This is a genomic window from Streptomyces sp. S07_1.15 (assembly GCF_020739505.1).
GTDB classification, from domain to species: Bacteria; Actinomycetota; Actinomycetes; order Streptomycetales; family Streptomycetaceae; genus Streptomyces; species Streptomyces xinghaiensis.
Genome location: NZ_JAJBZK010000001.1, coordinates 3166075 through 3192402, shown reverse-complemented (window position 1 = coordinate 3192402; position 26328 = coordinate 3166075). Strand labels below are relative to the sequence as shown.

At 73.3% G+C, this 26328-nt stretch carries 21 protein-coding genes; 13 read left to right on the top strand and 8 right to left on the bottom strand.

Translation table 11 applies throughout. The annotated features are described in order from the left end of the window. Positions 1-144 precede the first annotated feature (144 nt). The 10 genes from LIX60_RS13650 to LIX60_RS13605 all read left to right on the top strand — a co-directional run bounded on the left by LIX60_RS13650 (position 145) and on the right by LIX60_RS13605 (position 9260). Positions 145-1056, top strand: coding sequence for a Rossmann-like and DUF2520 domain-containing protein (locus tag LIX60_RS13650; RefSeq protein WP_043467358.1), 912 nt, complete (start codon positions 145-147; stop codon positions 1054-1056). 116 nt (positions 1057-1172) lie between these two features. Continuing rightward, positions 1173-2150: a pantoate--beta-alanine ligase gene (gene panC, locus LIX60_RS13645; protein WP_374117976.1), complete on the top strand. Its 978-nt coding sequence runs from the start codon at positions 1173-1175 to the stop codon at positions 2148-2150. Between the two features lie 379 nt (positions 2151-2529). Beyond that, positions 2530-4395, top strand: a complete 1866-nt coding sequence (locus LIX60_RS13640; RefSeq protein WP_227962762.1) for an L-aspartate oxidase — start codon at positions 2530-2532, stop codon at positions 4393-4395. Beyond that, positions 4392-5480: a carboxylating nicotinate-nucleotide diphosphorylase gene (nadC, locus tag LIX60_RS13635; RefSeq protein WP_227958650.1), complete on the top strand. Its 1089-nt coding sequence runs from the start codon at positions 4392-4394 to the stop codon at positions 5478-5480. The genes LIX60_RS13640 and nadC overlap by 4 nt, the downstream gene beginning before the upstream one ends. Positions 5481-5486: 6 nt before the next feature. Continuing rightward, positions 5487-6284 (top strand): type III pantothenate kinase, encoded by a 798-nt coding sequence (locus LIX60_RS13630; protein ID WP_227958649.1) that lies wholly within the window; start codon positions 5487-5489, stop codon positions 6282-6284. A 227-nt stretch (positions 6285-6511) separates the two neighbouring features. Further along, a complete protein-coding gene (locus LIX60_RS13625) occupies positions 6512-7399 on the top strand; it encodes a hypothetical protein (RefSeq protein WP_308101279.1) in 888 nt (295 codons plus the stop codon). A gap of 47 nt (positions 7400-7446) precedes the next feature. Further along, positions 7447-7632 carry a hypothetical protein gene (locus LIX60_RS13620; RefSeq protein WP_227958647.1) on the top strand — a complete coding sequence of 62 codons (186 nt, stop codon included), beginning with the start codon at positions 7447-7449 and terminating at the stop codon, positions 7630-7632. Positions 7633-7772: 140 nt separating this feature from the next. Continuing rightward, positions 7773-8168 (top strand): BlaI/MecI/CopY family transcriptional regulator, encoded by a 396-nt coding sequence (locus LIX60_RS13615; RefSeq protein WP_227958646.1) that lies wholly within the window; start codon positions 7773-7775, stop codon positions 8166-8168. 9 nt (positions 8169-8177) lie between these two features. Then, positions 8178-8696, top strand: a complete 519-nt coding sequence (locus LIX60_RS13610; protein ID WP_227958645.1) for an amino-acid N-acetyltransferase — start codon at positions 8178-8180, stop codon at positions 8694-8696. A 225-nt stretch (positions 8697-8921) separates the two neighbouring features. Continuing rightward, a complete protein-coding gene (locus LIX60_RS13605) occupies positions 8922-9260 on the top strand; it encodes an Lsr2 family protein (RefSeq protein WP_125625981.1) in 339 nt (112 codons plus the stop codon). Here LIX60_RS13605 and LIX60_RS13600 read toward each other — a convergent pair. Next, positions 9239-9802 carry an SCO3374 family protein gene (locus LIX60_RS13600; protein WP_227958644.1) on the bottom strand — a complete coding sequence of 188 codons (564 nt, stop codon included), beginning with the start codon at positions 9800-9802 and terminating at the stop codon, positions 9239-9241. The genes LIX60_RS13605 and LIX60_RS13600 overlap by 22 nt on opposite strands. A gap of 477 nt (positions 9803-10279) precedes the next feature. On the opposite strand from LIX60_RS13600, the gene LIX60_RS13595 reads away from it, so the two are divergent. Beyond that, positions 10280-12808 carry an ATP-dependent Clp protease ATP-binding subunit gene (locus tag LIX60_RS13595; RefSeq protein WP_227958643.1) on the top strand — a complete coding sequence of 843 codons (2529 nt, stop codon included), beginning with the start codon at positions 10280-10282 and terminating at the stop codon, positions 12806-12808. Between the two features lie 108 nt (positions 12809-12916). Here the strand turns inward: LIX60_RS13595 and LIX60_RS13590 are convergent, their stop codons facing one another. After that, a complete protein-coding gene (locus tag LIX60_RS13590) occupies positions 12917-16213 on the bottom strand; it encodes an NACHT domain-containing NTPase (protein WP_227958642.1) in 3297 nt (1098 codons plus the stop codon). A gap of 244 nt (positions 16214-16457) precedes the next feature. Continuing rightward, entirely contained in the window at positions 16458-18488 is a 2031-nt protein-coding gene (locus tag LIX60_RS13585; protein WP_227958641.1) for an NACHT domain-containing NTPase, read from the bottom strand. A 543-nt stretch (positions 18489-19031) separates the two neighbouring features. Here LIX60_RS13585 and LIX60_RS13580 point away from each other — a divergent pair. Further along, positions 19032-19769, top strand: a complete 738-nt coding sequence (locus LIX60_RS13580) for a M23 family metallopeptidase (RefSeq protein WP_227958640.1) — start codon at positions 19032-19034, stop codon at positions 19767-19769. A gap of 31 nt (positions 19770-19800) precedes the next feature. Here LIX60_RS13580 and LIX60_RS13575 read toward each other — a convergent pair whose 3' ends face one another. Next, a complete protein-coding gene (locus tag LIX60_RS13575; RefSeq protein WP_374117851.1) occupies positions 19801-20391 on the bottom strand; it encodes a TetR/AcrR family transcriptional regulator in 591 nt (196 codons plus the stop codon). 285 nt (positions 20392-20676) lie between these two features. Here LIX60_RS13575 and LIX60_RS13570 point away from each other — a divergent pair, with 285 nt between their 5' ends. Continuing rightward, on the top strand, positions 20677-22413 hold the full coding sequence (locus LIX60_RS13570; RefSeq protein ID WP_227958639.1) for an MDR family MFS transporter: 1737 nt from the start codon (positions 20677-20679) through the stop codon (positions 22411-22413). A gap of 84 nt (positions 22414-22497) precedes the next feature. On the opposite strand, the gene cseC is transcribed toward LIX60_RS13570, so the two are convergent. From cseC to LIX60_RS13550, 4 genes are read right to left on the bottom strand one after another with little or no spacing between them, the layout of a single operon-like run. Further along, on the bottom strand, positions 22498-24072 hold the full coding sequence (gene cseC, locus LIX60_RS13565; RefSeq protein ID WP_265584851.1) for a two-component system sensor histidine kinase CseC: 1575 nt from the start codon (positions 24070-24072) through the stop codon (positions 22498-22500). Continuing rightward, positions 23993-24703 (bottom strand): two-component system response regulator CseB, encoded by a 711-nt coding sequence (gene cseB / locus LIX60_RS13560; protein WP_019707680.1) that lies wholly within the window; start codon positions 24701-24703, stop codon positions 23993-23995. Before cseB ends, cseC begins: the two co-directional genes overlap by 80 nt. Before the next feature lie 10 nt (positions 24704-24713). Beyond that, the gene (locus LIX60_RS13555) at positions 24714-25490 is read right to left on the bottom strand and encodes a hypothetical protein (RefSeq protein WP_227958637.1); all 777 of its coding nucleotides are present in this window, start codon (positions 25488-25490) and stop codon (positions 24714-24716) included. Then, positions 25487-26041 (bottom strand): SigE family RNA polymerase sigma factor, encoded by a 555-nt coding sequence (locus tag LIX60_RS13550; protein ID WP_019707682.1) that lies wholly within the window; start codon positions 26039-26041, stop codon positions 25487-25489. Before LIX60_RS13550 ends, LIX60_RS13555 begins: the two co-directional genes overlap by 4 nt. Positions 26042-26328 lie beyond the last annotated feature (287 nt).

The following is a 26328-nucleotide window of genomic DNA, read 5'->3' as shown; positions in this document are numbered from 1 at the left end:
CGGCCCTTTCCCCCGGCCCCCGGCCCCGGCGCGCAGCGCGGAAAGGCGGCCGGCCGTCCTCGCGTAAGCTGGCCGGGACACGTCCGGTACCGCCCCTGGCCCTCCCGAACCGGGCCAGCGGACTGGAACGGAAGGCCGTATTCCGTGAACACACCCCCTCTCCCCGAGGCCAAGGACCGCCCCGCCAGGCTCGCCGTCGGGGTCGTCGGCGCGGGCCGGGTCGGCCCCGCGCTCGCCGCCGCGCTGCGGCTCGCCGGGCACCGCCCGGTCGCCGTCTCGGGCGTCTCCGACGCGTCGGTGCGCCGGGCGGCGGCCCTGCTGCCCGAGGTGCCCCTGGTGTCGCCGGCGCAGGTCCTGGCCCGTTCGGAGCTCGTCCTGCTGACGGTTCCCGACGACGCCCTGCCCCGGCTCGTCCAGGGTCTGGCGGAGACCGGCGCCGTACGCCCCGGACAGCTCCTGGTGCACACCTCCGGCCGTTACGGCACAGCCGTACTGGACCCCGCCCGGAGCGCCGGCGCCCTGCCGCTGGCGCTGCACCCGGCGATGACCTTCACCGGCACCGCCGTCGACGTCCAGCGGCTGGCCGGCTGCTCCTTCGGTGTGACCGCGCCGGAGGAACTGCGGCTCGCCGCCGAGGCCCTGGTCATCGAGATGGGCGGCGAGCCCGAGTGGATCGAGGAGTCCGCCCGCCCGCTGTACCACGCGGCGCTGGCGCTCGGCGCCAACCATCTCGTCACGCTGGTGGCCCAGTCGCTCGAACTGCTGCGCGCCGCCGGGGTGGGCGCCCCCGACCGGATGCTGGGCCCGCTCCTGGGCGCGGCCCTGGACAACGCCCTGCGCTCCGGTGACGCGGCCCTCACCGGCCCCGTCGCGCGCGGTGACGCCGGCACGGTCGCCGCGCACGTCGCCGAGTTGCGCGAGCACGCGCCGCAGACCGTCGCCGGCTATCTCGCCATGGCACGCGCCACGGCGGACCGCGCCATGGCCTCCGGCCTGCTGAAACCGGAGCTGGCCGAGGACCTGCTGGGCGTGCTCGCCGACGGAGGCACCCGATGACGGACGACCGGCACACGACGGACGCGACGACCACCGCCCCCGGCGGCGCGACCACCGCCCCCGGCGGGCACGTCGACGGGGACGCGGTCACCACCGCCCCGGGCCCCGAGCCCGCCCTGATCCGCACGGCGGCCGCACTGCGCGCCCTGGACCGGCGCGGCGAGCGCGCGGTCGTGATGACGATGGGAGCCCTCCACGCGGGGCACGCCGCCCTGATCCGCGCCGCCCGCGACCGGGTCGGCCCGGACGGCCAGGTCGTCGTGACCGTGTTCGTCAACCCCCTGCAGTTCGGTGCCGGTGAGGACCTCGACCGCTATCCGCGCACCCTCGACGCCGATCTCCTCGTCGCCGCGCGGGAGCACGCGGACGCCGTCTTCGCGCCGTCCGCCGAGGAGGTCTACCCGGGCGGGGAACCGCAGGTCCGGATCTCCGCCGGCCCGATGGGGGAGCGGCTGGAGGGTGCCAGCCGCCCCGGGCACTTCGACGGCATGCTCACCGTCGTCGCCAAACTGCTCCACCTCACCGCCCCGGATCTCGCCCTCTACGGCGAGAAGGACGCCCAGCAGCTCGCGCTGATCCGGCGCATGGCGCGCGACCTGAACTTCCCCGTCCGGATCGCCGGCGTCCCGACCGTCCGCGAGCCCGACGGGCTGGCCCTGTCCAGCCGCAACCGCTATCTCTCCGGGCCCGAGCGGGTCACGGCGCTGGCGCTGTCCCGCGCCCTGGCGGCGGGCCGGCAGGCGGGGACCGCCGCGGCGGCCGGGACGGAACCGGCGGCCGGGAAGCCCGCGCCGGCCGGGGACCGCGCGCCGTCCGCGCCGCCCGGGGCGCCGGTACTCGTACCGGAGCCGGAGCCGTCCACCGCGCCGGTCGCGGACCCGGACGCCGTACGCGCCGCCGCCCGCGCCGTGCTCGACGAGGCGGCGGAGCGGCAGCCGCCGCTGGTGACCGACTACCTGGCCCTCGTCGACCCGTCCGACTTCACCGAGGTCCCGGCGGACCACCGGGGCGAGGCCGTGCTGGCCGTGGCGGCCCGGGTGGGCACCACCCGTCTGATCGACAACATCCGCCTGCAGTTCGGAGCCACCCGATGAGCCTGTCCGGCCCGATGAGTCCGTCGCGCACGCCGCGCCGGCCCCCGAACCGGCGGCCCGCCGCCCGGCAAGCCCTCGCCCCGGCCGCCCCGGCTGCCCCGGGGAGCTCCGCAACGCGGCCCGGACCACGCGCCCACCGCCCGTCCGGAGCCGCCCTGTGAGTACTCCCGACAACGGACACCGGGCCGACGGCGCCGACCGGGCACGCCAGGACGACCACCGCCGCCAGGACGACGACCCCCGCCGTCCCGGCGGGCCCCGCCCGCCGCACCGCGCCCACCACATCCAGCGGCCCCACCACCCGCACCAGACCCACCAGTCCGACCGGGTCCCCCCGGCCGACCGCCCCGGCGGCCCCGCCGCCCCCGAGGCCCTCGCGCTGACCGCCCCGCCACCCGGCTGGGCCCTCGACGCGGATGTCGTCGTGGTGGGCTCCGGCGTCGCCGGGCTGACCGCCGCCCTCCGCTGCGCCGCCGCCGGCCGGAAGACCGTCGTCGTCACCAAGGCGCGGCTCGACGCCGGTTCCACCCGCTGGGCGCAGGGCGGCATCGCGGCCGCCCTCGGCGACGGGGACACCCCGGAGCAGCATCTGGACGACACCCTGGTCGCGGGCGCCGGGCTGTGCGACGAGACGGCCGTGCGCGCCCTGGTCACCGAGGGCCCCGACGCCGTGCGCCGGCTGATCGGCAGCGGCGCCCGGTTCGACACCGACGCCGGCACCGGCGAGATACTGCTGACCCGCGAGGGCGGCCACCACCGCCGCCGGATCGCCCACGCCGGCGGCGACGCGACCGGCGCGGAGATCTCCCGGGCGCTGGTCGAGGCGGTCCGCGAGGCCGGGGTGGAGACGGTCGAGAACGCCCTGGTGCTCGATCTGATGAAGGACGCCCGGGGCCGTACCGCGGGCGTCACCCTGCACGTCATGGGCGAGGGGCAGCGGGACGGCGTGGGCGCCGTGCGCGCCCCCGCGGTGGTGCTCGCCACCGGCGGCATGGGGCAGGTGTTCTCCGCGACCACCAATCCCGCCGTGTCCACCGGCGACGGGGTGGCGCTGGCGCTGCGGGCCGGCGCGGAGGTCTCCGATCTGGAGTTCGTCCAGTTCCACCCGACCGTGCTGTTCCTGGGCCCCGGCGCCGAGGGGCAGCAGCCGCTGGTGTCGGAGGCGGTCCGCGGCGAGGGCGCGTACCTGGTGGACGCCGACGGCGTGCGCTTCATGCGGGGGCAGCACGAACTGGCCGAGCTGGCGCCCCGCGACATCGTCGCCAAGGGCATCATGCGCCGCATGCGCGAGACCGGCGCCGACCACATGTACCTCGACGCCCGCCACTTCGGCGCCGAGATGTGGGAGCACCGCTTCCCGACCATCCTCGCGGCCTGCCGGTCGCACGGCATCGACCCGGTGACGGAGCTGATCCCGGTCTCCCCGGCCGCGCACTACGCCAGCGGCGGGGTGCGGACCGATCTGCGCGGCCGGACGACCGTCCCCGGGCTCTACGCCTGCGGCGAGGTCGCGTGCACCGGCGTGCACGGCGCGAACCGGCTCGCGTCCAACTCCCTGCTGGAGGGCCTGGTCTTCGCCGAGCGCATCGCCGCCGACATCTCCGGCACCCCGGACGGCGCCGAGGCCGCCCCGGCCGGGACCGGCACCGGACCCGCGGAGACCACCGGGACCGGCACCCCGCACGGCGGCCCCGTCCCCGGCTCCGGCCCCGGCCCCGTCCCCGACGCCGCGCCCGGCGGCCCTCTCCTGGTCCCCGAGGCCCGCTACGAGATCCAGCGCATCATGACGGCCGGCGCCGGTGTCCTCCGCAGCGCCGCCAGCCTCGCCGGTGCCGCCGCCGATCTGGAGCGCCTGCACACGACGGCCGCGGCCGAGCTGAGTGTGGACGGCAAGACGGCCGAGCCGTGTGTGGAGAGCTGGGAGGCCACGAACCTCCTGCTGGTCTCCCGCGTCCTGGTCGCCGTGGCCCGCGAGCGCGAGGAGACCCGCGGCTGCCACTGGCGCGAGGACCGCCCCGACCGCGACGACGAGCACTGGCGCCGCCACCTCGTCGCCCGCCTCGGGCCGGACGCCGAACTGGCGATCATCTCCACGGACACGGCAGACTTCCCGCCCGTACGCCCCGGCGCGCGCGCCGGGGCCGCGACCGGCACGGATTCCCCCGGAGCCTCCCGCGGCCCCGCCGGCCGGACGGACGCCTCCGCGGCCGTCCACCACGATCCACCCCGAAGGGACAACTCGTGAACACCCCTGACCGTCCACAGCCCGTGGACCTTCCGCTGCTCCAGATCGGCGGCCCCTCCGCCGGGGCGGACGGTGGCGGGTGCGGCGACTCCTGCGGCTGCGGTGACGGCGGCGAGGGCTACGACCTGGACCCCCTGGAGTGCGGTCTCGACCCCGCGCTGGCCGAACTGCTGGCGCTGGGCGGGCTCGACCCCGTCCAGGTGGAGGACCTGGCGCACGTCGCCATCGAGGAGGACCTCGACCACGGCGTGGACGTGACGACGGTGGCCACGATCCCCGAGGACGCCGTCGCCACCGGCGACTTCACCGCCCGCCAGAGCGGCACCATCGCGGGCCTGCGCGTCGCCGAGGCGGTCCTCTCGGTCGTCTGCACCGACGAGTTCGAGGTCGAACGGCATGTGATGGACGGCGACCGGGTCGAGCCCGGCCAGAAGCTGCTGACCGTGCGCACCCGCACCCGCGATCTGCTCACCGGCGAGCGCAGCGCCCTCAACCTCCTCTGCCGGCTCTCCGGCATCGCGACCGCCACCCGCGCCTGGGCCGACGCCCTGGAGGGCACCGGCGCGGCCGTCCGCGACACCCGCAAGACCACCCCCGGACTGCGCTTCCTGGAGAAGTACGCGGTCCGCTGCGGCGGCGGCCTCAACCACCGCATGTCGCTCTCGGACGCGGCGCTCATCAAGGACAACCACGTCGTGGCGGCGGGCGGGATCGCGGCGGCCTTCAAGGCCGTGCGGAGCGAGTTCCCCGATGTGCCCGTCGAGGTCGAGGTGGACCGCCTCGACCAGATCGAGCCGGTGCTCGCCGAGGGCGCCGACCTGATCCTGCTGGACAACTTCACCGTCGAGGAGACCCGCGAGGCCGTCGCCCTCGTCGCGGGCCGGGCCCGGCTGGAGTCCTCCGGCCGCCTCACCCTCGGCAACGCGCGCGCCTACGCCGCGACCGGGGTCGACTACCTCGCGGTCGGGGCGCTCACCCACTCCTCCCCGATCCTCGACATCGGCCTCGACCTGCGCGACGAGCCGCAGGCCGGTTCCGGCGCCGGCCCCGGGGCGGGCACCGCCGACGACCGCCCGGAGGCGTGAGAGACGATGCTGCTCACCATCGACGTCGGCAACACCCACACCGTCCTCGGCCTGTTCGACGGCGAGGACATCGTCGAGCACTGGCGGATCTCCACGGACGCCCGTCGCACGGCCGACGAACTCGCCGTGCTCCTGCAGGGCCTGATGGGCATGCACCCGCTGCTCGGCGACGAGCTGGGCGACGGCATCGAGGGCATCGCGATCTGCTCCACCGTCCCCTCCGTGCTGCACGAACTGCGCGAGGTCACCCGCCGCTACTACGGCGACGTGCCCGCCGTGCTGGTCGAACCGGGCGTCAAGACGGGTGTGCCGATCCTCATGGACAACCCGAAGGAGGTCGGCGCCGACCGGATCATCAACGCCCTGGCGGCCGTCGAGCTGTACGGCGGCCCCTGCGTGGTCGTCGACTTCGGCACGGCCACCACCTTCGACGCGGTGTCGGTGCGCGGCGAGTACGTCGGCGGCGTGATCGCCCCGGGCATCGAGATCTCCGTGGACGCCCTCGGGGTGCGCGGCGCCCAGCTCCGCAAGATCGAGCTGGCCCGCCCGCGGAGCGTCATCGGGAAGAACACCGTCGAGGCCATGCAGTCCGGCATCCTCTACGGCTTCGCGGGCCAGGTCGACGGCGTCGTGGGCCGGATGGCCACCGAACTGGCGGACGACCCGGACGATGTCACCGTGATCGCGACCGGCGGCCTCGCCCCCATGGTGCTCGGCGAGTCGGCGGTGATCGACGAGCACGAGCCCTGGCTGACGCTGATCGGCCTCCGCCTGGTCTACGAACGCAACGTCTCCCGCGCCTGACGCGCCTGACGCATCTGACGCACCTGACGCACCTGACGCACCGGCCGGGACGGCGCCGGGCGGGGCCCGTACGCCCGCGGCGCCCCCGCCGGACCGCTCCGTCCGCGCCCCACCGCGGCCGGGGCCCGCCGCCGGGACCCATGACCGCACACAGCCCCCGGGGCACGCCCGACGGCGCCACACGCGGCGAATAATGTCCGTTAAGTGGTAAAAATCTGCTTATGCCCATGCCTCTTGATTCCCGCGGCGCCCTGGCGTTCAGCGCCGACGAAGTGTCCGTCCTGCGCCGGGCCCTCGCCCTCGCCCTGCGGCCCGGCCCGGCCCCCGCCCGCCCCGGCCCCGAGCGGGCCGGGGAGCGCCGGGAACTGGAGCGCCTCGCCGAGGACATGGCCGAGGCGGTGCGCGAGAGTGACAGGCTCCGCGCCTTCCTCCACGCCGATCTGGCCCGCTACCGGGCCGCCCTCCCGGGCTCGTCGGCCGGCTATCTGGACCGTCTCCGGGAGGCCGCCGACGCCGGCCGCCCGCCCGGGGAGGAGGATCTCGCCGCGCTCCGCTCGCTCTGCGCCGACCCGTCGGTGAGCCCCGCCGACGCGGCCCGCGGCCGCGCGCTGCTGCGCCGCGGTGTGAGCCCCGCCCGCACCGGTCGCCCCACCGCCCGCACCACCGCCTCGGAGGCGGCCGCCCGGCACCGGCCCCCGGCCGCCACCCCCCACCGGCCCCCGGCGCCCGCGCAGGCCCGGCTCGCGGCCGTGCCGGGCCCCGCCCGGCGGGCCGCCCGGCGCCTGCTCGCCGTACCGGCCCTCCCCGGCCCCTCGGCCCCCGCCCTCCCGGCCCCTCTGTCCCTTCCGGCCCTACCGGCTTCTCCGGCCCTTCCGGTCGTTCCGGGCAGCCGTGCGGCGACGGCCGCCGAACCGGCGAAGCGGCCCCGCCCGCGGCGGGACACCGGCCCCGCGGAGAAGCCCCCGGCCGGCCGCCCCGAGCCGGAGCGCCCGGCCGGTCCCGAGTCCGAGCCCCCGGCCCGCCCGGTGCCGACCCCGGCCGAAGTCTTCCCGCCGCGCCGGCGCCCGGCCCCCGCGCCGCCCCAGCGGCCCGAGGAGGGGCGCGCGGCCGGCTGAGGGTGCCGGAGGCCCGGCGGCGCGCCCGGCTCGTTACCCTGGTCGGTATGGAATACGTTGCCGCGCTTCTGCCCTCCACGGTCATGGCCGTGGCCTTCATCGCGCTGATCGTGACGATCGTGAAGAGCCAGGGCGGAGCCAACAAGGCCAAGGAGGACGCCGCCGTCGACGCGGCGCTGGCCCGCGCCGAGGCCGCCCGCCCCGGAACGCCGCCGGAGGGCGCCGCCTCCTGACGGCTCCGCCGTCCGCATGACCGGCCGCGCCGGCCGCACCGGCCGGAGGGGCGCGGCCCGGGGACCGTACGTTCCCGGGCCGTGCCCTTTTTTCTGTCCGAATAGCCGGAATTCGCAGGTTTTGCCGCTAGGGTTTCCGGGTGCCTCGACCATTGGGTGAGCTGGAAGACGCCGTGATGACGCGGGTGTGGCGATGGAACCGCCCGGTCACCGTCCGCGAAGTCCTGGAGGACCTCCGGCAGGAACGCCCCATCGCCTACACGACGGTCATGACCGTATTGGACAACCTGCACCGGAAGGGCTGGGTGCGCAGAGAAGCGGAAGGCCGGGCCTATCGATATACGGCCGTCTCCACCCGGGCCGCCTACTCCGCCGCACTCATGAACGAGGCGTGGGCCGCCAGCGACAACCGCGCCGCCGCCCTTGTCGCCTTCTTCGGGATGATGTCCGAGGAAGAGCGGGAAGACCTCCGGGACGCCATCCGCGTGGTGCGGCTGGACCGTCCCGATGAGGGGCCGGAGGCCGCGGAACGATAGCGTCCGTGCATGTCCCCAGTATCAAATGAGGTCACTGTCCGGCGGGCGCGGACGGGCGATGTCCCGGCGATCCGCGGTCTCATCGACGGCTACGTCCGTGACGGTATCCTGCTCGACAAAGCGACGGTGACCCTTTACGAGGACATCCAGGAGTTCTGGGTCGCCGAACGGGCGGAGGACGCCCGGGTCGTCGGCTGCGGCGCACTCCATGTGATGTGGGAAGACCTCGCGGAGGTCCGCACCCTGGCCGTGGATCCCGCCGTGCAGGGCCACGGGGTGGGCCACCGGGTCCTCGGGAAATTGGTACAGACCGCCCGCCGCCTCGGGGTTCGCCGTATTTTCTGCCTTACCTTCGAAGTCGACTTCTTCACCAAGCACGGCTTCACGGAGATCGGTGACGCCCCCGTCGACGGCGATGTCTACAGCGAGCTCCTCCGTTCCTATGACGAGGGCGTGGCCGAGTTCCTCGGGCTCGAACGGGTGAAGCCGAACACCTTGGGCAACAGCCGGATGCTTCTGCACCTGTGACCGCGAGGTTATTCGCGCGTCTTCGTTCAGCCGTCTTCGGCAGTCCTTGCCCCGCGCCTTCCGTACGCCTTCCACGGCTCTTCCCCGGCGGAACCCATACCCTATGTCCGAAACGCGCACCTTTCTCGTGCCGATGCCGCACTGAACCCCACCCGGGGGTTTGTGTTTTTCCCTGAAAGGCGGTTTGCTTTCCGTCGTACTGCTTTTTCGATGAAAGGGAATCCGGTGGCACAGAAGGTTCAGGTCCTTCTTGTTGATGACCTCGACGGTGGCGAGGCGGACGAGACCGTGACGTTCGCTCTCGACGGCAAGACTTACGAGATCGACCTCACCACCGCCAATGCGGACAAGCTCCGGGGTCTTCTGGAGCCGTACACCAAGAGCGGGCGGCGCACCGGCGGCCGTTCGGCCGGCGGTCGCGGAAAGGCCCGGGCGGCCTCCGGGGGCGGCGGCCAGGACACCGCGAAGATCCGCGCCTGGGCGAAGGAGAACGGTTACGAGGTCAACGACCGCGGCCGTGTCCCCGCCACCGTGCGGGAGGCCTACGAGAAGGCGAACGGCTGACCCCGGCCGCGCAGCAGCCGGGCCCGGTGGCACTCCGTCGCCGCCGTGCCCAGGAGCCGTACGAGATCGGGGGCGGACGCACCGGCGCCCCCGGCCCGTGTCCCGCCGCGCACCGTCGCCGCGGGCAGGGTCGGCTCCACCTCGCGCCCCGGCACGGGCGGGCGCAGCCAGACGGGCCCGTCGCCCGCCCCGCGGGCCAGGGGAGCGGCCGTCCGCCCGCCCGCGCCGAGCGCGCCCAGATCCAGGGGGACGCCGCCCCACTCCAGCCAGCGGAGCAGCTCCGGCAGCTCCTGGGCGCTCCCGGGCGCCACGAGCAGCCGCATGCGGGTGCCGTGCAGCGCGACCGGTCCGGTGTCCGGCACGCGCCGCAGCACGGCCGGCCCCGCGGCGGCGGGCAGCTCCAGGACGTCGAAGCGCACCCCGGTGAGCAGTTCCAGCGGCGTGCCGCCGGCCGTGGGCCAGCCCAGCCCGTGCTCGTACCAGTCGCGGGCGGCGCGTTCGTCGGCGGGCACCGTGCGGGGCCGGCCGGGGGCGGTGGTCATGCCCGGAGCAACTGAGCGGACCCGTATGGGTTACGCAGAGTTGGCAAACGGGTACGCAACGTGGTAGCGACGGGGGCGTACGAAGCGCCCGAGGGGGCGCAATGGTGTTCGCCCGTAGCTGAGCGACGGGGGTCGCGCCGCATGGACTGTCGGTCCCCGGGGGTAAGACTTGCCTTGTGGGAGGGACGGAGCGCGGTTGCCGCGGGCCCGGGGCACGGCCCGGCGTTCGCCATCGGCGTACTGCCGAGGTGGATAGATGCCTGGCCTGCGGGAACATCGTCTCGCACCATCGGGTTGGAGCTGTTGTCGGCTGTCCGGGGCAGGAGACTTGTGGGAGTAAGTCCCCGTAACCAGCGGGGGAGACCGGACGGGTGTCGGCAGATGGAATGAGCTGTCCCCTGTTGCGGGACTAGCATGCGGAAGGACAGGGAGGGGACCGTCCCCGATCTGCCCGACCGCTCTGAGGAGCGATTAACGATGTTCGAGAGGTTCACCGACCGCGCGCGGCGGGTTGTCGTCCTGGCTCAGGAAGAAGCCCGGATGCTCAACCACAACTACATCGGCACCGAGCACATCCTCCTGGGCCTGATCCACGAGGGTGAGGGTGTCGCCGCTAAGGCCCTGGAGAGCCTCGGGATTTCGCTCGAGGCGGTCCGCCAGCAGGTGGAGGAGATCATCGGTCAGGGCCAGCAGGCCCCGTCCGGCCACATCCCCTTCACTCCCCGTGCCAAGAAGGTCCTGGAGCTGTCGCTCCGCGAGGCCCTCCAGCTCGGCCACAACTACATCGGCACCGAGCACATCCTGCTCGGCCTGATCCGCGAGGGCGAGGGCGTCGCCGCCCAGGTCCTCGTGAAGCTGGGCGCCGACCTGAACCGGGTCCGGCAGCAGGTCATCCAGCTGCTCTCCGGCTACCAGGGCAAGGAGGCCGCCACCGCCGGCGGCCCGGCCGAGGGCACGCCCTCGACCTCCCTCGTCCTGGACCAGTTCGGCCGCAATCTCACCCAGGCGGCCCGCGAATCCAAGCTCGACCCGGTCATCGGGCGCGAGAAGGAGATCGAGCGGGTCATGCAGGTGCTGTCCCGCCGGACCAAGAACAACCCGGTCCTCATCGGCGAGCCCGGCGTCGGCAAGACGGCGGTCGTCGAGGGCCTGGCCCAGGCGATCGTCAAGGGCGAGGTGCCCGAGACCCTCAAGGACAAGCACCTCTACACCCTCGACCTCGGTGCCCTGGTCGCCGGCTCCCGCTACCGCGGTGACTTCGAGGAGCGCCTGAAGAAGGTGCTCAAGGAGATCCGCACCCGCGGCGACATCATCCTGTTCATCGACGAGCTCCACACCCTGGTGGGTGCGGGCGCCGCCGAGGGCGCGATCGACGCCGCGAGCATCCTCAAGCCGATGCTCGCCCGCGGTGAGCTGCAGACCATCGGCGCCACCACGCTCGACGAGTACCGCAAGCACCTGGAGAAGGACGCGGCCCTGGAGCGCCGCTTCCAGCCCATCCAGGTCGCGGAGCCGTCGCTGCCGCACACCATCGAGATCCTCAAGGGTCTGCGCGACCGCTACGAGGCGCACCACCGCGTCTCCATCACGGACGCGGCGCTGGTGGCCGCCGCGACGCTCGCCGACCGCTACATCTCCGACCGCTTCCTGCCGGACAAGGCGATCGACCTGATCGACGAGGCCGGCTCCCGGATGCGCATCCGCCGGATGACCGCTCCGCCGGACCTCCGCGAGTTCGACGAGAAGATCGCGAACGTCCGCCGGGACAAGGAGTCGGCGATCGACTCCCAGGACTTCGAGAAGGCCGCGTCGCTCCGCGACAAGGAGAAGCAGCTCCTGGCCCAGAAGGCCAAGCGGGAGAAGGAGTGGAAGGCCGGCGACATGGATGTCGTCGCCGAGGTCGACGAGGAGCTGATCGCCGAGGTCCTCGCCACGGCCACCGGCATCCCGGTCTTCAAGCTCACCGAGGAGGAGTCCTCGCGGCTGCTCCGCATGGAGGACGAGCTCCACAAGCGCGTCATCGGCCAGGAGGACGCCATCAAGGCGCTCTCCCAGGCGATCCGGCGCACCCGCGCCGGCCTCAAGGACCCGAAGCGTCCCGGTGGCTCGTTCATCTTCGCCGGCCCGTCCGGTGTCGGTAAGACCGAGCTGTCCAAGACGCTCGCCGAGTTCCTCTTCGGCGACGAGGACGCGCTGATCTCCCTCGACATGTCGGAGTTCAGCGAGAAGCACACCGTCTCGCGGCTCTTCGGCTCGCCCCCCGGCTACGTGGGCTACGAGGAGGGCGGCCAGCTCACCGAGAAGGTGCGCCGCAAGCCGTTCTCCGTGGTCCTCTTCGACGAGGTCGAGAAGGCCCACCCGGACATCTTCAACTCCCTGTTGCAGATCCTGGAGGACGGCCGGCTGACCGACTCCCAGGGCCGGGTCGTGGACTTCAAGAACACGGTCATCATCATGACGACCAACCTCGGCACCCGGGACATCTCCAAGGGCTTCAACCTCGGCTTCGCGGCCCAGGGCGACGTCAAGAGCAACTACGAGCGGATGAAGAACAAGGTCAACGAAGAGCTCAAGCAGCACTTCCGCCCCGAGTTCCTCAACCGCGTCGACGACACGGTCGTCTTCCACCAGCTCACCGAGGAAGACATCATCCGCATCGTCGACCTGATGATCGACAAGGTGGACGAGCGCCTCAAGGACCGCGACATGGGCCTGGAGCTCAGCTCCGAGGCCAAGGCGCTGCTCGCCAAGAAGGGTTACGACCCGGTCATGGGCGCCCGGCCGCTGCGCCGGACGATCCAGCGCGAGATCGAGGACCAGCTCTCGGAGAAGATCCTCTTCAGCGAGCTGCGCCCCGGTCACATCGTGGTCGTGGACACCGAGGGCGAGGGTGACCAGAAGAAGTTCACCTTCCGCGGCGAGGAGAAGTCGGCACTGCCGGACGCCCCGCCGATCGAGTCCGCCGCGGGCGGCGGCTCGGGCCCGAACCTCAGCAAGGACGCGTGACCGCTCGCGCGGAGGGCTGAACGGCAGAGCAAGGCCGAGGGGGCGGCCCCGGGACCGTAACGGTTCCGGGGCCGCCCCTTTGGCTTGCCGTGGTCGGCCTGTCGGCGGTCAGCCGCGCCGAATGACCTTCACCGACTCCGGAAGGCGGTCGGCGCCCCGGGCCGGGTTCCGCTGGCCCAGGGTGACGACCTGCAGATGGGGCAGGGCGGCCAACGGGGCGAGGTTCTCCTGTGCTGTGGATGCCGCTGCCCAGCCGAGATCGAGGTTGCGCAGGCCGGGGAAGTGCCGGACGACCCGGGACAGATCCACGGAACGGCGGGAATGGACCAGCAGGTGTTCGACCCCGTTGAGGACCAACTCCGGTCCGCAATGCACCAGTGAGTCGATGTGGAGCGCGAGTCTCCGCAGCTCGGACAGCTCGCCGATCTCCTCCCATTCGACTGGCTCGCGTGGACTGCTTCCCGGCCCGAGGCTGAGGCGCCGCAGTCTCCGCCACCGGCCGATCCCTCGGAGCCCTCCCCGGGGGCGCAGCTTTGCGCGGTGGAAGTACTCCTTGAGGCCGAGAGACAGATTCTCCAGCGGTGCGCCGGACGGCAGATCGGCCAGCTCCCAGTCTTCGTCGATCGGGCTGAGTTCAAGCGAGGTGAGCGTGTCCGGCAGGGCGGTAACGCCTTCCCCGGGAACGTCGGTCAGGGAGAGGTGCGTCAGCCGCAGCTGCGAGAGGGCGGCGAGATCGAGCGTGCCGTAGCGTCCGGAGAGGACCAGGCCTTTCAGATCGTTCAGACCCCGCAACGGCGACAGGGGCACTCGTCCGCCCCCGAGGCGGTTGAGTGACAGATGGGTCAGGGGCGTGCTCCGCGCGTACGCGGGCAGATGTTCGGCCGCCTCCGCGGACCGGATTTCCAGCATCGGGCGTCCGCCGAGGTCCAGCAGCGCCTCCAGATGCTCCGGTGCCGGAGCCGTGAAGAAGAGACCATCCGGATCGAGATGAGCGATCACCTCGTCGGCGTAGCGACGGAGGTCGAACCGGTGCCAGCTCCACGTGAGCTGGGACCGCACCAGAAGCGAAGAATGGGAGCGGAAGCGGGCGAGGAAGTCGACCGCCGCGTCGGACGGCACATGCGAGGCGGCGGTGACGACATGCAGGGCTTGCCTGTCCGTCAACCCTTGCGGCCCGGGCAGCAGTTCCAGCACCAGCGGGCCCGCTTCCGAAAGAATCCGGGCCCGCTGTGTGTCGCACGGTGGGATCAGAGCTGCGGTGCGCTCCTCCACGGCAGTGCGCACCGCCGGATCCAGTTCCGCCGCGTGCTCCAGGCAGGCCAGGGCCAGGAGGTCGGTCTTCATGCGGGCGGTGCCCCTGGCCGCATCAGCCGAAGCCAGCAACTCCCGCAGGATCTCCGCCCGTTCGCGGGGCCGGGCGTGGGCGACGGCCATGCGGATGACGTCCTCCCACTGGGCGTCGGCCGCGTTGCGGATCAGCAGGCCGATGTCCCACTCCTCCACGGCGGCCTTGGCGCCCAGGTAGTCCTGGAAGGTGCGGTGGACGAAGTCGACGGTCCCGTCGGTGGGTTCGCGGAGCAGACCGCTGCGGAGGAGGAGGTGGCGGAAGACGCTCGGGGCATCGCCCTGGCGGGCCGCGGCCGGTACGGAGGGGAGCGCGTCGGCGATCATGCGTTCCGCGTGCTCGCGGTCGAGTTCGGTGCGGCCGTTGCGGATGAGCCAGTAGGCGAGCCGCTGGAGGAGCTGGATCTGCGGTTCCTCGGTGAGCTGGATGTCGTCCGGGGCCGGGATGTCCCGCTCCACGTCCCGCCGGGAGAGGAGCATCCGCAGCGCTTCCTCGTACAACTCCTTCCGGCCGGGAGGCAGATAGCCGTTCCTGGCGCGGTGCAAAGCGCAAACCATGGCGCACATCAGCGGGTTGGTGACCAGCCGGCCTAGGTCCCGCTTGGTGAGTACGGCGGTGTGCAGGGCGGTGCGGAAGCGGTCCAGCTCGGCGGCGCGCTCGGCGTGCCCGGGGGTGCGGCAGCCGGCCTTGGCGGCGTCGTGCCAGCGGTCGACGAAGGCGGCCACGTCCTGCCCGCTCATGGGCGCTAGAGCCAGCTCGGCGAAGCCCTGGGCGGCGAGCCAGCCGTCGCCCACGGCCGAAGGGCGGGAGGTGACCAGCCAGAGGTTGCCGGGATAGGCGATCAGCTGGTCCGCCAGCCAGCGGCGGGCCCGTTCGCGCTCCCGCTCCGGGATCTCGTCCAGCCCGTCGACCAGCAGCAGTCCCCGGCGGGCGCGCAGCACGCGGTCCGCCCAGCCCTCCGGCTGCGCGGCGTGGAGGGGGTTGTGGGCGGCGGAGAGGAAGGCGTCGGGCAGCGGGAGCGTCCCGGCACGGATGACGCTGCGCAGGGGCAGCACGAACGGCACCCGGCCGCGCAGCTCCGCCATCCCCTCCGGCAGTTCCCCACGGGCGGTGGAGACCGCGAGCCATTGGATGAGGGTGGTCTTGCCGGAACCGGCGGCACCGCGGAGCAGGACGCGGTCCCGGCCGGAGAAGATCCGGTCGGTGGGGAGTGGGGTGGCGGGTGCTTCGAGGGCCGGCGGGGCCCAGTCGTCCCCGTACTCCGGGACCGGGAATCCGTGCGGCGAGTCCGGGCGGTTCGTGTCGAAGGGCACCCAGTCGTCGTGACCCGAAAGCCGGGGGGAGGACGGATCGCGGTCCTGGAGCTCCAGGCTCAGATACGCCGTGTCCAGCGGCCAGACCGCCTCCGTGTGGTGGAGGTCGATGCCGACGATCGTCAGCGTGCCGTGCTTCTCCGCCACGTAGGCCGCGTAGCGCTCCTCGAACGCGGTGTCGCGGCCGTCCGGGCGCGGGACGCGCAACAGCAACTCGTCCGTCTTCGCGATCAGTTCGGCCTGGCTGCGGGCCTGCTCGACGGCCGAGCGCGCTACGAAGGACGAGCGCTGCGTGAAGAAGTGCAGGACGTGCAGGCAGGCCGTGTCGAGCAGGCGTTCGTAGAGGCCGGCCGCGTCGGCGGACAGCAGGCGGTCCGGGCCGTCCGCCGCCTGGCGGAGTTCGCGGGCCAGGTGGGTGTGGCCGAGGCGGACGGCCTGGACGTCGTCCATGGCGAGGTCGCCGAGGGCGTGCAGGCTGCGCGCCAGGGCATCGGCGACCGCCTCTTCCTCGTCCTCCGGTACCGGGCGTTCCCCTGCGGCCACCGCCCGCCGGACGAGTTCGGAGGCGAGCTTGCGCAGGTCCCGCTCCGTGAGGGTTCGCTTCTCCCCGGTGAAGGAGAGATGGCCGGAGAGGCGCACGGGACGGTCCAGCAGGCCCGCGCCCGGGCCCTCGCGGACGAAGAGCTTCTTGACGAGCGGTGCGACGGCGGCGGACGCGACGCGTGCGCCCACGACTGCGGGATCCATCCCCCGGTTCCCCCCGGCTGTGCGTGCGGATGCGTGGCTGTGCGGCCATCAGCGGTCCGGCGGGCTGCTGCGGGCCCGTGTCTCCCGGCCCCGTCGCCGCCCTCCGCGGCCGGAGCGTCCCCGTTGGCCGCCCTCCGTGGCCGGAGCGTCAGCTTAGGGCGCCGCCCGTCGCGGGCGCAGACGATGCCGGAAGCCCGCCGGTACGGCGGGGAGGCGACGGGGGAGGCCGGTCACGGCCCGCCCGTCAGACCGTCACCAGGTGTATGCCCTCCGGAACCCCGTGCACCGGGAGGGCGTGGCGGCTCACGCTCAGGGTGTGCAGCCGCGGGAACGAGCTCAGCCACTCCAGGGGGGTGCCCAGGTCGTAGGCGAGCCACAGGTGCGTCAGCTTCTCGGCGACGAGCCCCTCGACCAGCTGCCCCGGGGTGAACCGTCCGGCGATCTGGACGGCCGGGCGGCCCCCGAGGCGGCGCAGCGCGTGCAGCTCCTCCAGGTCGGACACGGGGAAGTCCAGGGCGCGCTCGTCGAGGTGGGCGATGATCTCGTCGGCGTACCGGTCGGTGTCGTACCGGCGCCAGGCGCCCGCGAGCAGGGAGCGGAGGTGCCAGGACTCGCGGTGCCGCAGCCGCACCAGGTAGTCGATGGCCCGGTCGTCGGCGATGGACGTGGCGGTGACGGCCAGCAGATACGCCTCGCGGTCGGGGAGGCCGGCCGGGTCGGGCAGCATCTCCAGGGCTATCGGCCCGATCCAGCCGAGGGCGCGGGCGGCCGCCTCCGTGGTCGGGCGGACCATGTTCTTGGTGTACTGGTGCACTCTGGCGCGCACCCCGGGGTCCAGTTCGGTGACGTGTTCCAGGCAGGCCGCGGCGAGCAGCTTGCGGTGCCGGGCCTCCACGGGCTTGGCGCCCGGCCGGGCGGCCAGCAGACCCTCCAGCAGCTTGGCGCACTCGTCCGGCCTGGCCAGGGCCACGGCCATCCGGACGACCTCCTCCCAGTCGTCCTGGTGGGCGTGGCCGATGAGGAAGTCGAAGTCGTGGCGTTCCACGGCGGCCCGCGCGCTCAGATAGTCCTGGAAGGTGCGGTGGACGAAGTCCACCGAGCCGGGCGTGGGCTCCCGCAGCAGCCCGGTGCGGTTGAGCAGATGCCGGTAGATCTCCGCGGGCCCGCCCTGTTTCAGGGCCTCCGGTATCGCCGGCAGATGGCGCTCCAGGGTGTCCACGGCCGTGCCGACGTCCATCTCCGAGCGCTCGTGGACGAGCATCCAGTGGGCCAGTTTCTGGAGCAGCTGGACCTTCGACTCCTGGGCCAGGTCGATGCCGTCGGTCGTGGCCATGTCCCGTTCCCGGTCGCGCCGCTCCAGCAGCATGGAGAGCGCGGCGTCGTACAGGGCGCGGCGGCCGCGCGGCAGATAGCCGCGCCGGTCGCGGTGGAGGGCGCAGAGCAGGCCGCACATCAGCGGGTTGGTGGCCAGCCGGCCGAGTTCGCGGGTGGTCCGCACGGCTGCCAGCAGGGTGCGTTCGTACTCCTCCAGCCGGTGCAGGTCCTTGGGCCGCTCCGCCCGCGCCGCGGCGTGCCAGCGCTGGATGAACGCGGCCACGCCGTCCCGGCTCAGCGGGGCCAGCTTGAGCTCGGTGAAGCCGTCGGAGGCGAGCCAGGCGTCGGGCACGGCCGAGGGCCGGGAGGTGACGAGCCAGATGTTGCCGGGGTGGGTGGCGATCAGCGTCCGCAGTTCGGCCCGGAGCTGCTCGCGGAGGCCCTCGGGGGCCTCGTCGATCCCGTCGATCAGCATCAGTCCGCGCCCGTCGGCCAGGACGCGCCCGGCCCAGCCCGGCGGCTGGTTCTCGGCGCACGGGTGCCGTACGGCGGTCAGGAACTCCTCGGGGGCCGGGAACCCCTTGTGCGGGAAGCGCCGTACGGGCAGGACGAACGGCACCCGGTCGCGGAGCGGCGCGAGCTGGTCCGGCAGCTCGTCCCGGGCCGTGGAGACCGCCAGCCACTGGACCAGGGTGGTCTTGCCGGAGCCCGCCACCCCGCGCAGCAGCACCCGGTCCCGGCCGGCGAGGGCCTGTTCGGCGGGGAGGGCGGGGTACGGCTGCGGGCCCGCCGTTCCGGAGCCGTCCGGGCCGACCTCCGCCTCCAGGCTGAGATAGGCGGTGTCCAGCGGCCAGGTGTCGGGTGAGTGGTTGAGATCGATGCCGTAGATCGTGAGGTGGTTGTGTCCGGCGATGATGTCGTGGGCGTAGCGCTTCTCGAACGCGGCGTCCTCGGGATGCATGTCCCGTCCCCCCGGGGTGGCTGTGGCGACAGCTCTACAGCTCTCTCTGGGCACCCAGGGTAGGGGAGCGGGGCGCTGCGTGAACCGGCTTGCGCCGGTTCGGGGCACGGCCCGGCGGGGCGGTGGGAGCTCCGGTCCGGAGGGCCGGGAGGGCGCGGAGAAGTCGTTGATCTCGGTTTCCGGTGACGTGCCGCACGTGGCCCGGCTCACCTCCTATCCGCCTTAGGAGACGGTGCGGGGGAGCCGGGGGCGCCCGGCGCGGACGGGGTGTGCGCCGCGTGACCGGACGGCCTCCGAAGTGGGGCGTTTACGGGGCGGGCGAGCGGGGAGGAGGTGGCGCCCCCGGGCCCCGGAGGCGGGTCGGGCGGGGTTCCGCGCCTCCCCCGGCGGCGCGTTCGGCGGAGGGAGGGGCCGGGTGCCGGCTACGGCCTCCGGTAGGAGTGGGGGTGCTTGAACCCCTGGGCGGGGCGGGTTACCAAGGTAGGGCGCAAGCGGACGAAATCCGCGAAACGCGCAAACCCCCCACTTCGGAGGTAACTCCTGATGTTCAAGCACGCTCAGATCCTCACCGACATGACTCCCCTGCGCCGCCGCGCCGCCTTCATGGCCGCCGGTGTCGGAGCCACCGCCGTGCTGGGGACCGGAGTCGCGCTGGGCACCCAGGGCGAGACCGAGAACCCCGCCCCGCAGACGGGGATGGCCTCGGCCGCCACGTCCAAGTCCGGTGTCAAGGCGCTCACCGCCCAGGCGGAGGCGCAGAAGAAGGCCGCCGAGGGCAAGGCCGCGGCCGAGGCCGCCGCCGCCGAGCGTGCCGGCCAGGAGGCCGCCGACCGTTCGAAGCGCCAGACCGTCACCCAGGCCGCCGCGAAGGCTCCCGCTTCCTGGGTGAAGCCGGTGGACAGCTATGTGAAGGGCTCCACCTTCGGTATCGGTGGTGACCGCTGGGCGAACAAGCACTCCGGCCAGGACTTCGCCGCGCCGACCGGTACCTCGGTGAAGACCGTGCACAAGGGCACCGTGGTCCAGGCCGGCTGGGGTGGCGCGTACGGCAACAACATCGTGGTCAAGCACGACGCCGGCACCTTCACCCAGTACGCCCACCTGTCGAAGATCACCGTTCCGGTCGGCACCCAGGTGACCACCGGGCAGGAGATCGGCAAGGTCGGTTCCACCGGTAACTCCACCGGCCCGCACCTGCACTTCGAGACCCGCACCACGCCGAACTACGGCTCCGGCATCGACCCGGTGGCCTTCCTGAAGCAGCGCGGCGTCACCCTCTGACGGACGTGGGGCGCACCGCGCGGCCGCGGGGTCACTGAGACCGCTTGAGGGGGCGGCCGGCATCCGCCGCGGCGATCAGATCGAGGGCGACTTCGAGGACGGCAGCACGCTTGTCCTCGGGGTCGCCCTCGATGTCTTTCAGCGCGAAGATCCCGGCGTGGATGGTGAAGAGCGCGCTGACGGAGCGGACCTGGTCGGTGAGGCTCGCGTCCGGCTCCTTCACCAGGTCGAAGAGCGCGAACATCCGTTCCTTGACGTTGCCGCCGATGCTCAGGTCGCGCACCGTCGCCTGGTTCTCCTGGACGAAGCGGAAGACCGGGGCGGCGTCGTGGAGCGCGGCGCTGTAGCGGCGGAGCAGCTCCCGCTTGGTCTCCTGGTTCCGCGGCTGTTCCCGGCCCCAGGCGATCAGCTCGTCGAGGGGCCGGGTCCGGTCCTCGAAGATGCTGATGAGGATGTCCTCCTTGGTTTTGAAGTGGTAGTAGAGCGCCGCCTTGGTGACGTCCAGCTGTGCGGCGATCTCGCGCAGCGAGGTCTTCTCGTACCCCTGCTCGACGAAGAGGGAGAGCGCGGCATCCTGGATGCGGCGGCGGGTGTCCCCCCGGCGCGTGCGCGGTGTGGCCACGATGGCTCTCCTGCTCCCTGCTCGTGTGCGTACCGGTCCGGCCGGCCGTGACGGGCCGGCCGCCGTACGGGCCCGTGCCCGGCGGCGGTGCCGTCCGGCCGCCACCGAATTTACTTGACGCCCGGCAAGTGAGCGGGCTAGCTTCCGGGATATTCTGCTAGCCGGGCGGCAAGTAAGTTTACCTCGGCGGCCGGCACACGCCTCCGCGCGCCCGCCGCCTCCACGCGCCGGTACCCGGCCGGCGCCGAAGCCTTCTTCTCGCGCACTCCCGGGGGAGCGACCACCATGACCCAGGCCACACCCGACACCGTCCACGAGGAACCGTCCGCCGGCCCGCCGGCCACGGCGCCGCCCCGGCGCAGCGTCCGCGTGGTGCTGCTCGCCCTCATGATCGCGATGCTGCTCGCCATGCTCGACAACATGATCATCGGGACGGCGATGCCGACCATCGTCGGTGAGCTGGGCGGGCTCGAACACCTCTCCTGGGTGGTGACCGCCTACACCCTCACGACCGCGGCCTCCACCCCGGTCTGGGGGAAGCTCGGCGACATGTACGGCCGCAAGGGCATCTTCATCACCTCGATCGTGGTGTTCCTGCTCGGCTCCGCGCTCTCCGGCATGGCCCAGACGATGGGCCAGCTCATCGGTTTCCGCGGCGTCCAGGGCCTGGGCGCGGGCGGCCTGATCGTCGGCGTGATGGCGATCATCGGCGATCTCATACCGCCCCGGGAGCGCGGCCGGTACCAGGGCATGATGGCCGGGGTCATGGCCCTGGCCATGATCGGCGGACCGCTCGTCGGCGGCACCCTCACCGACACGCTCGGCTGGCGCTGGAGCTTCTACATCAACCTCCCGCTCGGCGCCGTCGCCCTCGCCATGGTCACCACGGTGCTGCACCTCCCGAAGAAGCGGACGCAGGCGCGGATCGACTACGCGGGCGCCGCGCTGCTCACCGTGGCCATCACCTCGATGGTGCTCGTCACCACCTGGGGCGGCCTGGAGTACGCCTGGGACTCCGCCGTCATCACGGGCCTCGCCGGCACCGCCGTCGTCACGACGATCGCGCTGCTGGTGGTGGAGAGCAGGGTCGCGGAACCGGTGCTGCCGCTCGGCATCTTCCGCAGCCGCAACTTCTCGCTGATGACCCTCATCGGCTTCCTGGTCGGTTTCGTGATGTTCGGCTCGATGACCTTCCTGCCGCTCTACCAGCAGACCGTGCAGGGCGCCTCGGCGACCAACTCCGGGCTGCTCCTGCTGCCGCTGCTGCTGGCGATGATGGTGGTCTCGCTGATCGCCGGCCGGGTCACCACCCGGAGCGGCAGGTACAAGATCTTCCCGGTGCTCGGCGGCGGGCTGATGGTCACCGGGCTGTTCCTGCTGTCGACGATGGACACCGGCACCTCCCGGTTCGTCTCCGGCTGCTACATGGCGGTCCTCGGCGCCGGCCTCGGTTTCCTGATGCAGATCACCATGCTCGTCGCCCAGAACAGCGTCGAGATGAAGGACATGGGCGTCGCCTCCTCGACGGCGACCCTGTTCCGCACGGTCGGCGGCTCCTTCGGCGTCGCGATCATGGGCGCGCTCTTCACCCACCGGGTCCAGGACGGCATGGCCGGCGGAGCCGGGCCCGGTGCCCCGGCCGTCACGGAGGGAGCCGCACAGCTCGACGCGGCGAGCCTGGCGAAGCTGCCGGACGCGGTGCGGGAGGCGTACCAGTCCGCGGTGGCCGGCGGTACGCACATCGTCTTCCTGGTGGCCGCGTTCGCCGCCGTGGCCGGCTTCCTGGCGGCCTGGTTCGTCGAGGAGGTGCCCCTTCGGGGGGCCGGCCCGGACGGGCCGGGAGCGGGCCCCGGAGGGACGGACGGCGCGCGGGCCGGGGCGGACGCCGGGGGCGCGGGTGCGCACGCGGGCGCCGGTGCCGGTGCCGTCGGTGGCGACGGCGGCACCGGCGACGGCGGCACCCGGCCGGGTTCCGGCGGCGGTGTCCGGGCGGGCGGGCTCCCGGCGGCGAAGCCCGTCTGAACCGAGGGGGAGCGAGCCCCTCACGCCACCCCGTGCGGGTTCCGTACGGGGTGGCCGTGTGTCCGGAGCCGTGCGGCCCGGCGCTCAGGTCCGGGGCGCGGGCAGGGTCACGACGGGGATGCCGCCGCTGTCCGTGGGGGCCGTTCCCGGCAGCCACAGCACGGCGACCGCACCGCCGTCCGGCGCGTTGCGGAAGGTGAGGGCCGCGCCCAGCACCCGGGCCTGGCCGGCCGCGATGGTCAGACCCAGGCCGTGGCCCCGCCCGGCCCGGTCGGCGCTGCCGGTGCGGAACCGGCTCGGCCCCTCCGCCAGCAGCGCCGGCGGGAAGCCCGGCCCGTGGTCCCGTACCCGCAGGACCCGGCCCTCCACGGTGACCCGGACCGGTTCCCGGCCGTGTTTGGCGGCGTTGGCCAGCAGATTGCCCAGGACCCGCTCCAGCCGCCGCGGATCGGTCTGCACCCGCGCGTCCCGTACGACCTCCATCCCGGCCTCCGGGGCGAGGACGCGGACCCGGCGGGCGACGAACTCGCCGAGCGCGACCTCCTGGAGTTCGGCCCGCTCGGTGGCGCTGTCCAGCCGGGCCACCTCCAGGACGTCCTCCACCAGGGTCCGCAGCGCCTGCGCACGGTCCCGCACCAGCTCCGAGGGGCGGCCGGGCGGCAGCAGCTCGGCCGCCGTGACCAGCCCGGTCACCGGGGTGCGCAGTTCGTGCGCGATGTCGGCGGTGACCCGCCGCTCGGCCTCCAGCCGCTGCTGGAGCGCGTCGGCCATGGCGTCCACGGCGCGCGCCAGATCGTCGGTCTCGTCCCGCACCCGGCCGCCGATCGCGTCCCGTACCCGGACGTCCGTATCGCCCTGGGCGACCCGGCCCGCGGCCGTCGCGGCCTGCCGCAGCCGCCGGGAGAGCTGGCCGCCGACGAGGACGCCCAGCAGGCAGCCGCCGCCGATCACCGAGACGGAGCCGATGGACAGCGCCCGGTCCAGATCGCTCAGCACCGCGTAGCGGTCCTCGAAGCGGGTGTGGATGGAGAGGACCCGGCCGCCGGCCAGCGGTACCGCCGCCCACACCTCGGGAGGGCCCTCGCCGGTGTCCTCCAGATATGTGGCGCGCTGCCCGCCCCGCACCGCCTCCCGGAGTTCGGGGGGCAGGGCGGGGTCGTCGATGTGCGCGTCGAAGTTGAGCCGGCCGGTGGACTCGTAGATCCGCTGGGCGAAGGTGACCCGCTCGTCCTGGATGTCGCGGCTGCCGTTGAGCAGCGAGACGCGGGCGGCGTTGTGGACGGCGAGGCTGAGCGCGAGGGCGACCAGCGCGCCCACCGCGGCGATGGCGGCGCTCAGCTTCCAGCGCAGCCCCGTGCGCGGGCGGAAGCGGCCGGAGGGGACGCGGCGCGCGAGGCGGCGGGGCAGGGCGCGGAGCCGGCCGGTGCCCGGCTCCCGCTTGGCGCCCGGCTCCCGGCCGGACCCGTCCGCGGTCGCGGCCGCGGAGGGACTGGGGGACGGCGGGGGAGCGGACGGCTGCGAGGGCGTGGCGGAGGGCCCGGGCGGTGAGGGGTCGCGGATCGGCACAGGCGGTCCCCGCTCAGCCGCGCAGTTTGTAGCCGAAGCCGCGCACCGTGTCGATGCGCTCCTGGCCGATCTTGGTGCGGAGCCGCTGCACATGGACGTCCACGACGCGGGTGTCGCCGCCCCAGTCGTAGTCCCAGACCCGCTCCAGCAGCCGGTCGCGGGAGAGCACCGTGCCCGGCGCGGAGGAGAACTCCAGCAGCAGCCGCATCTCGGTCGGGGTCAGCGAGACCGGCTCGCCGTCCCTGCGGACCTCCATGCCGCCCGTGTCGATCTCCAGATCGCCGAAGCGCAGCGGTTCCTCGCCCGCCTCGCCGTCGGGTCCGGCGCCCGCGGGGCCGTCGGGACCGCCGGCCGCGTGGCCGAAGCGGCGCAGCACCGCCCGGATCCGGGCGACCAGGACCGCGCTGTCGAACGGCTTGGTCACGTAGTCGTCCGCGCCCGCTTCCAGGCCCAGCACCACGTCGATCGAGTCGGCCCGCGCCGACAGCATGATCACCGGCACCGCCGACTCGTCCCGGATGTGGCGGCACAGGCTCACCCCGTCCAGGCCCGGCAGCATCACGTCGAGCAGCGCGATGTCGGGCCGGTCGCCCCGGAAGAGCTCCAGGCCGGTCAGCCCGTCCGGTGCCGCCGTGACCACGAGTCCGGCGCGCTCCAGGGCGAGTTGGGTCGCCTCCCGGATGACGTCGTCGTCCTCGACGAAGAGCACATGCGTCGCGGCCATCGCCCGCCCCTCAGTCGTCCGGTCGCGGGCTGGGCTGTGCTTCCTCGCGAACGCCGCCCGCGGACTTGCTGTAATCGTTGTGTATGCGCGCCCGCTCGGAGAAGGCCCCGTCGCGCCACCGGTAGGTGATCACTTCCTCGCCGGAGGGGCAGCAGACCTTGTCGCCCTTCGCGTAGACCTGCTTCTTGACCTCCAGTTCACCCCCGATGATCTCGGCGTAGACCGGGGAGATGTCGTCGGCGAAGACATTGCGGTACCAGCGGCCGTCCACGCTGACGGATTCGCGGAGGTCCTTCCCGCTCTCGCCGTCGTTCCCGCCGGGACGGACCGTGGCGGGGCCCTGCTCGCGGTAGACGTAGGCCGCGATGCCGAAGGAGTCCTGACAGGTCAGCACGTTGATCACCACATCGGGCACATCGTTCCCGGTGAGGGTGCCATAGCTGACGTCGACCGGGTACTCGTCCCCGGCGCACGGTTCGAGGCTCTTGCGGATCTTGGCGTCCACCGTGGGGTCGTTCTTGATGATCTCGACCGGATCGACCTTGCGGGGCGACGCGGAGGACGGCGCCGGGGAAGGCGTCGGCGCCGACTCGGTCCGCGCGGGCCCCTCCTCGCGCACCCCCGTCCCGGGCGCGCTGCACCCCGCCAGCACCAGTGCGGTGGCGGACGCGGCGGCCACCGCCGCCCCGACCCGCACGAAACCCGCCGGGACGGTGCGCGTCCGGGCGGGTCCGGGTGCGGTACCGGTGGGCTCCGGGAGCCCCCGGGGGCGTTCGGTGTCCGTCACGCCGCGCACTGCGGCTGCCCTCGTTCCATGCGTTCTCTGCGTTCCGTCGCCCGCGCGTCCAGCTCGCGGTTCTCCAGCTCCTGGCGCATCCGGGCCAGCGCCCGGTGCAGTGTGCTCTTCACGGTTCCGGTGGACATGCCCAGGGCCGCCGCCGTCTCCTGTGTGCTCATCTGCTCCCAGTGTCGCAGGACCACCACACTGCGCTGCTTCGGGGCCAGCACCCGCAGGACGTCCATCAGCAGCGCCCGGTCCGCGCGCTGCTCGGAGCCGTCCTCCAGGCTGGCCTCCGGCAGCTGGTCGACGGGCACCTCGTCGAGCTTGCGGGCCCGCCACCACTCGGTGCGGGTGTTGATCATCACGCGCCGGAGGTAGGCGTCCGCCAGGGATTTGTCGGCGATGCCGTCCCAGCGGCCGAAGGTGCGGGCGAGCGCGGTCTGCAGCAGGTCCTGCGCGTCGACGGGGTCCCGGACGAGCCTGCGGGCGCTGCGCAGCAGGGCGTCCTGCCGGGACCGTACGTACTCCTCGAAGCCCAGCACCTCGTTGTCCGCCATCGCCGACCGCCTCCGTCCCCGCTCTTCCCGCCCCGTGTGCGACCGGTCTCCCCGGCACGGAAGCAAGCTACTGAGCGGCTGTAACGGAGCGGTCCGGTCTGCCCCTCGGCGGGCGCACGGCAACCCATCGGTTGTGTAACAACTCCGCCGGGACGGGCGGTCCGTGGAACCGAACGGGGTCAGGAGGCGGCTGCGGAAGGGGACTTGACCGGTTCGGATCGGCTGCTGATCAACTCTGACGTGTTTCGCAGGGCTTTCGACCGGTGCGGATCGCGTAAGCGGCCCCG